The organism is Methylobacterium sp. (assembly GCF_019750675.1).
Taxonomy (GTDB): Bacteria; Pseudomonadota; Alphaproteobacteria; order Rhizobiales; family Beijerinckiaceae; genus Methylobacterium.
The window spans coordinates 1-5,779 of record NZ_JAIEOF010000318.1; the positions used below are offsets into that span (position 1 = coordinate 1).

8 protein-coding genes and 1 pseudogene are annotated in these 5,779 nt (G+C 72.0%); 6 read left to right on the forward strand and 3 right to left on the reverse strand.

All coding sequences use genetic code 11. The annotated features are described in order from the left end of the window. Positions 1–16: 16 nt before the first annotated feature. Both K2X24_RS16425 and K2X24_RS16430 read left to right on the forward strand, forming a co-directional pair. A complete protein-coding gene (locus K2X24_RS16425; RefSeq protein ID WP_292499428.1) occupies positions 17–544 on the forward strand; it encodes a gamma carbonic anhydrase family protein in 528 nt (175 codons plus the stop codon). A 128-nt stretch (positions 545–672) separates the two neighbouring features. Beyond that, positions 673–1,632 (forward strand): hypothetical protein, encoded by a 960-nt coding sequence (locus K2X24_RS16430; protein WP_292499421.1) that lies wholly within the window; start codon positions 673–675, stop codon positions 1,630–1,632. 5 nt (positions 1,633–1,637) lie between these two features. On the opposite strand, the gene arsH is transcribed toward K2X24_RS16430, so the two are convergent. After that, on the reverse strand, positions 1,638–2,390 hold the full coding sequence (gene arsH, locus K2X24_RS16435; protein WP_292499422.1) for an arsenical resistance protein ArsH: 753 nt from the start codon (positions 2,388–2,390) through the stop codon (positions 1,638–1,640). A 47-nt stretch (positions 2,391–2,437) separates the two neighbouring features. On the opposite strand from arsH, the gene K2X24_RS16440 reads away from it, so the two are divergent. The 4 genes from K2X24_RS16440 (at position 2,438) to msrA (ending at position 5,250) form a co-directional block, all read left to right on the forward strand. Continuing rightward, the gene (locus tag K2X24_RS16440; RefSeq protein WP_292499423.1) at positions 2,438–2,806 is read left to right on the forward strand and encodes a metalloregulator ArsR/SmtB family transcription factor; all 369 of its coding nucleotides are present in this window, start codon (positions 2,438–2,440) and stop codon (positions 2,804–2,806) included. Beyond that, on the forward strand, positions 2,799–3,272 hold the full coding sequence (gene arsC / locus K2X24_RS16445) for an arsenate reductase (glutaredoxin) (RefSeq protein WP_292499424.1): 474 nt from the start codon (positions 2,799–2,801) through the stop codon (positions 3,270–3,272). Before K2X24_RS16440 ends, arsC begins: the two co-directional genes overlap by 8 nt. A 34-nt stretch (positions 3,273–3,306) precedes the next feature. Next, positions 3,307–4,602 (forward strand): arsenic transporter, encoded by a 1,296-nt coding sequence (locus tag K2X24_RS16450; protein ID WP_292499425.1) that lies wholly within the window; start codon positions 3,307–3,309, stop codon positions 4,600–4,602. A gap of 129 nt (positions 4,603–4,731) precedes the next feature. Then, a complete protein-coding gene (gene msrA, locus K2X24_RS16455) occupies positions 4,732–5,250 on the forward strand; it encodes a peptide-methionine (S)-S-oxide reductase MsrA (protein WP_292499426.1) in 519 nt (172 codons plus the stop codon). Between the two features lie 39 nt (positions 5,251–5,289). Here msrA and K2X24_RS16460 read toward each other — a convergent pair whose 3' ends face one another. Both K2X24_RS16460 and K2X24_RS16465 read right to left on the reverse strand, forming a co-directional pair. Beyond that, complete coding sequence (locus tag K2X24_RS16460) at positions 5,290–5,499, reverse strand: hypothetical protein (protein WP_292499427.1); 210 nt, start codon at positions 5,497–5,499, stop codon at positions 5,290–5,292. A gap of 75 nt (positions 5,500–5,574) precedes the next feature. After that, positions 5,575–5,779, reverse strand: a pseudogene (locus K2X24_RS16465) (siderophore-iron reductase FhuF); the annotation flags it as partial.

Below are 5,779 nucleotides of genomic sequence, written 5' to 3' on the forward strand. Positions count from 1 at the left end.
TCCGCAAGGACGCGCCATGACCCTCTACGCCCTCGGGCCCCACGAACCGCAGATCGCCGACGCCGCCCGCCTCTGGATCGCCCCCGGCGCGCACGTGATCGGGCAGGTCCATCTCGGCCTCGACGTCTCGGTCTGGTTCGGGGCCGTGATCCGGGGAGACAACGACACGGTCCGGATCGGCGCGCGCACCAACGTCCAGGACGGGGCCGTGCTGCACGCCGACCCCGGGTTTCCCCTTGAGATCGGCGCGGACGTCACGATCGGCCACCGCGCCATCGTGCACGGCTGCACCATCGGGGACGGGACCCTGGTGGGCATGGGCGCCACCATCCTCAACGGCGCCCGGATCGGACGCAATTGTCTGATCGGCGCCAACGCCCTGGTGACGGAGGGCAAGGCGTTTCCCGACAACAGCCTGATCGTGGGCGCACCCGCCCGGGTGGCCCGCACCCTGGACCCGGAGGCCGCCGCCAGGCTCGCCCGCACGGCCGAAAACTACGTCGGCAACGGCCGCCGCTTCGCCGCCGACCTTCGGGTGCTCTGACGCGGGCACGCAGGGCCGCGATGCCGGCCTGCGGCTCCGTCGCCACCGCGGGCGACGCATCCGAATCCAGGGGTGCCGCGTTCTGTGACGGATCGGCCCCGTGCGGGCGCAGCGACGTGCGGGATGCGGTGGACGGAACGGCGCGCGACCTTCGACGGGAATCCTCCGGCCCCCCGGAGCGCGGCGGCATCGTCATCGGCATCCACGGCCTGGCCAACAAGCCGCCGGCGGACGAGAAGACACGCTGGTGGAAGGCGGCCATCGCCGAGGGCATGGCCCGCAACGCCGGCCTCGCCGACCCGGCGTTCCGGTTCGAGTTCGTCTACTGGGCCGACCTGCGTTACGACGCCCCCCTCTCGGAGGACGGCAACCGCGAGCCCTACCGCCCCGAGGCCGGCACGGGCCCGCTCCCCGAGGGCGAGTCGGCCCCGAGCCTGACCGCCAACGACGTGCTGGCCCCCGTCTATGCGGGGATCGACACCCTCGAGGAGGCGACCGGGGTCACCCTCGTGGACGACGCCATCCTGGAATACCGCTTCGACGACCTCTGGCACTACCATGCCGAGCAGGACTTCGCCCGCCAGGTCCGCGCCCGCCTGGCCGAGCGCCTGCGCGCGTTCCGGGACCACCGCATCCTGCTCGTCGCGCATTCCATGGGCGCGGTGATCGCCTACGACGTGCTGCGCCTGCTGGAGCGGGAGGAGCCCGGCCTACGGATCGACCACCTCGTCACGGCCGCGGCCCCCCTGGGGCTCGCCAAGGTGAAGTTGAAGTTCGAAGCCGAGCACGGCGCCCTGCGCGTGCCGGACAACGTCTCGGCCTGGACGAACCTCGCGGACGGCGAGGACGTGGTGGCGATCATGGGGGAACTCGGCGCGGACTACGTTGCGAGCGCCACCGGCATCGCCCTTACGGACCGTCGGGTGGCGAACGCCTACCGTCGCCCGGACGGCGAGCCGAACCACCACAAGTCCTACGGCTACCTGCGGACGCCCGAATTCTCGCGCATCGCGGCGGCCTACGCGCTCCCCGGATCGGACCCCGGCGCGGCCGCCGAGTCCGGAACGACGGCGAAGGTCGAGGCCTGAACCCCCTACCCGTCCTTCCGGGTGAAGCCGATCTCGGCCGCGACCGCCTTCAGCCGCTCGGGTTCGCGCTCCTTGCGCTCGCTGTAGCGGTCGACCAGCCGGTCCGCCCGCTCCCGGGTCAGCAGGGTGAACCGCATCAGCTCCTCGCACACGTCCACCACCCGGTCGTAGAGCGGTCCCGGCCGCATCCGTCCGTCCGCGTCGAACTCCTGGTAGGCCATCGGCACGGAGGACTGGTTCGGGATGGTGATCATCCGCATCCAGCGGCCGAGCACACGCAGGGCGTTGACAGCGTTGAAGCTCTGCGACCCGCCGGAGACCTGCATCACCGCGAGGGTGCGCCCCTGGGTCGGGCGCACGCTGCCCTCGCTCAAGGGCAGCCAGTCGATCTGGGCCTTCATCACCCCCGTGAGGGTGCCGTGGCGCTCTGGCGAGACCCAGACCTGCCCCTCCGACCAGATCGAGAGCTGCCGCAACGCCTGCACCTTCGGGTGCTCGGCCGGCGCGTCGTCGGGCAGGGGCAGGCCGTCGGCGTCGAAGATCCGCACCTCGCCGCCCATCGCGGTCAGGAGCCGCGCGGCCTCGTGGGCGAGGAACCGGCTGAACGAGCGCGGACGCAGGGAACCGTACAGGATGAGGAAGCGCGGCGGGTGCGCGAACCCCGCGTCGAGGCCGAGGTCCCGGCTCGTCGGCACCTTGAAATGCGCCGGGCTCAGGTTCGGCAATCCATCGGTGAAGGGCGGGGGCGGCTTGTCCACGGCGTCGAACTCCGATACATTTCAACAAGAGTTGAGATATTGCATCGATGATCGACGAACGGCAAGCCGTCGCGGCCTTCGCGGCCCTGGGCCAGGAGCACCGCCTGCGCATCGTGCGCGCCCTGGTCACCGCCGGGCCGGAGGGCCTGCCGGCCGGCGTGCTGGCGGGGTCGGTGGGCGTGTCCGGCACCAACCTGTCGTTCCACGCCAAGGAGCTCGCCCATGCCGGGCTGATCCAGTCCCGCCGGGACGGGCGCTCGATCCGCTACAGCGCCGCCTATCCGGCCCTGTCGGGCCTCATCGAATTCCTGATGCGCGATTGCTGCCAGGGGCGGCCGGAGGTCTGCGCCCCGGCAGTCGAGGCCCTGACGGCCTGCTGTTCCCCCGCCGGAGCCGGAGACCGAAGCCATGACTGAGCCGTCCCCGATCGCCGAGGCAACCACCCAGTCTCCGGCGTTCGACGTCGTGATCTACCACAACCCGGCCTGCGGCACGTCCCGCAACACCCTGGCGATGATCCGGAACGCCGGCCTCGAGCCGCACGTGATCGAGTACCTGAAGACCCCGCCCGCGCGGGCGCTGCTGGTGTCCCTGCTCGACCGCGCCGGCCTTACGGTCCGCGACGTGCTGCGCGAGAAGGGCACGCCCTACGCGGAGCTGAACCTGGGCGACCCGTCGCTGACGGATGCCCAGCTGCTCGACGCGATCGCCGCGCACCCGATCCTGCTCAACCGGCCGCTGGTGGTCACGCCCAGGGGCGTGCGCCTGTGCCGCCCGTCCGAGGCGGTGCTGGACCTACTGCCGGCTCAACGGGGCGCCTTCGCCAAGGAAGATGGCGAGCCCGTCGTGGACGCGCACGGGCACCGCGTCACCGGCCCCTGAGCCTCCCTCGCCCCGAGAAGACGAAACCCGCCCGATGCTCGCGCTTGCCATCTTTCTCGTCACCCTCCTGTTCGTCATCTGGCAGCCGAGGGGGATCGGGATCGGATGGAGTGCCCTGGCCGGGGCCGGGGTGGCGCTGGCCACGGGGGTGGTCCAGCCCGCCGACGTGCCCGTGGTCTGGCACATCGTCTGGGACGCCACGCTCACCTTCGTGGCGCTGATCCTGATCTCGCTGCTCCTCGACGAGGCCGGGTTCTTCCACTGGGCGGCCCTGCACGTGGCCCGCTGGGGCGGCGGGCGCGGCCGCCGGCTGTTTCCGCTGGTGATCCTGCTCGGGGCGGCGATCGCGGCCCTGTTCGCCAATGACGGGGCGGCTCTGCTGCTGACCCCGATCGTCCTGGCGATCCTGCTGCGGCTGGAGTGCCGGCCCGAGGCCGCGATGGCCTTCATCGTCGCCTGCGGCTTCGTGGCGGATTCGGGCTCCCTGCCGCTCGTGATCTCCAACCTCGTCAACATCGTCTCGGCCAACCTCTTCGGGTTGAGCTTCGCGCGCTACGCCGCCGTGATGGGGCCGGTGAACCTCGCCTCCCTGGCGGCGACCCTGGCGGTGCTGTGGCTGTTTTACCGGCGCGACCTGCCGGCGACCTATGCGGTGCGGACCCTGGAGGAGCCCCGCGCGGCGATCCGCGACGGGGCCGTATTCCGGGCGGCGTTCCCGCTGCTGGGGGCCCTGCTGGCCGCCTACGTGCTCACCGCGCCCCTCGGGGTGCCGGTCTCGGTCGTCACGGGCGCGGGCGCGGCCCTGCTCCTCGGCCTCGCCCTGCGGGGCCGGGTCATCCCGGTCCGCCGGGTGCTGGCCGGGGCGCCCTGGCAGATCGTGCTGTTCAGCCTCGGCATGTACCTCGTGGTCTACGGCCTGCGGAACGCCGGCCTGACCGACTGGCTCGCCGGGGGACTCGTCCGGCTTGGCCAGTTCGGGCCCTGGGCCGCCACCCTCGGCACGGGCTTCGCCGCCGCGCTCCTGTCGTCCGTGATGAACAACATGCCGAGCGTGCTGATCGGCGCCCTCGCGATCGAGCAGGCCCCGGACCTGCCGGCGCAGACCCGCGAACTCATGATCTACGCCAACGTGATCGGCTGCGACCTCGGCCCGAAATTCACGCCGATCGGCAGCCTCGCCACCCTGCTCTGGCTGCACGTGCTGGCGGCCAAGGGCCAGCGCATCACCTGGGGAAGTTACATGCGGGTCGGCCTCGTCCTCACCCCGCCAGTGCTCCTGGCGAGCCTGCTGGCCCTCGCCGCCTGGCTGCCGCTTCTCGGACCGGGCTGAAACCGGCGGATTATCGCGCGCCATCGCGGCGCAGGCGGTGGGAGGACGCTTCGGCGATGCCTATCTGAGGCGGACAGATCGGACGGGCTCGACCCGCATGCCGGGTTTGCCCAAAGGAGACCGAAGACCATGAGCAACGAGAAGGCGATTCTCGCGGGCGGCTGCTTCTGGGGCATGCAGGACCTGATCCGGCGCCAGCCGGGCGTGGTCGCGACCCGCGTCGGCTATACCGGCGGTGACGTGCCCAACGCCACCTACCGCAACCACGGCACCCACGCGGAGGCCATCGAGATCCTGTTCGACCCTTCGCAGACGAGCTACCGGCGCATCCTGGAATTCTTTTTCCAGATCCACGACCCGACCACGCCGAACCGCCAGGGCAACGACCGCGGCCTGAGCTACCGCTCGGCGATCTACTACTGCGACGAGACCCAGCGCCGGGTGGCGGAGGACACCATCGCGGACGTGAACGCCTCCGGCCTTTGGCCCGGCAAGGTCGTGACCGAGGTGGCGCCGGAGGGTCCGTTCTGGGAAGCCGAGCCCGAGCACCAGGATTACCTGGAGCGGCGCCCGGACGGATACACCTGCCACTATGTGCGTCCGAACTGGACCCTGCCGGTGCGCGAGGCCGCCCGCCAGGAGGCGTGAGCGCGGGCGAACCGCCTCGCGCTCGTCCGGCGGGGGCCCCTACCGCAGGGTAGCGGATTCGCCCGCCGCGAGGGGGCGGTCCTCCCCGCCGGGGCCGCCCTGGGAGACATGGGCGTTGAGTCGCTCGAGATGCGCGAAGACGTGCTCGAAGGCCCGGATCGTGGCTTGTTCGAAGGCGTCGCCGCCCTGCCCGACCGCCGCCTCGAGGGCGGCCATGAGGTCGCGGTGAGTGTCCGTATCGCTCGACATTGGGAGGCTCCTCCGAGCCGGCCGACGGGCCGGCTTACCGGACCAAGTTCCGGCATCCGGCCCGGTTCCGGCGCCTCAGCCCGCGCCGGCGCCGCATTCACGTGGGCAGAGCGCCCCGCAGGACGGGACGCCCGGCAGGCCGGAGCGCAGGCAGCAGACCCGGCGGCGCCGGCAGCCCCCCACCGCCGGGCAGAGGGCGCGGGCCAGGGGCATCCCGCCCGACCCGCACGGCGGCACGCCGCGACCGAGGCAGGCGGCGATCTCGGCGCAGGCCGGGACG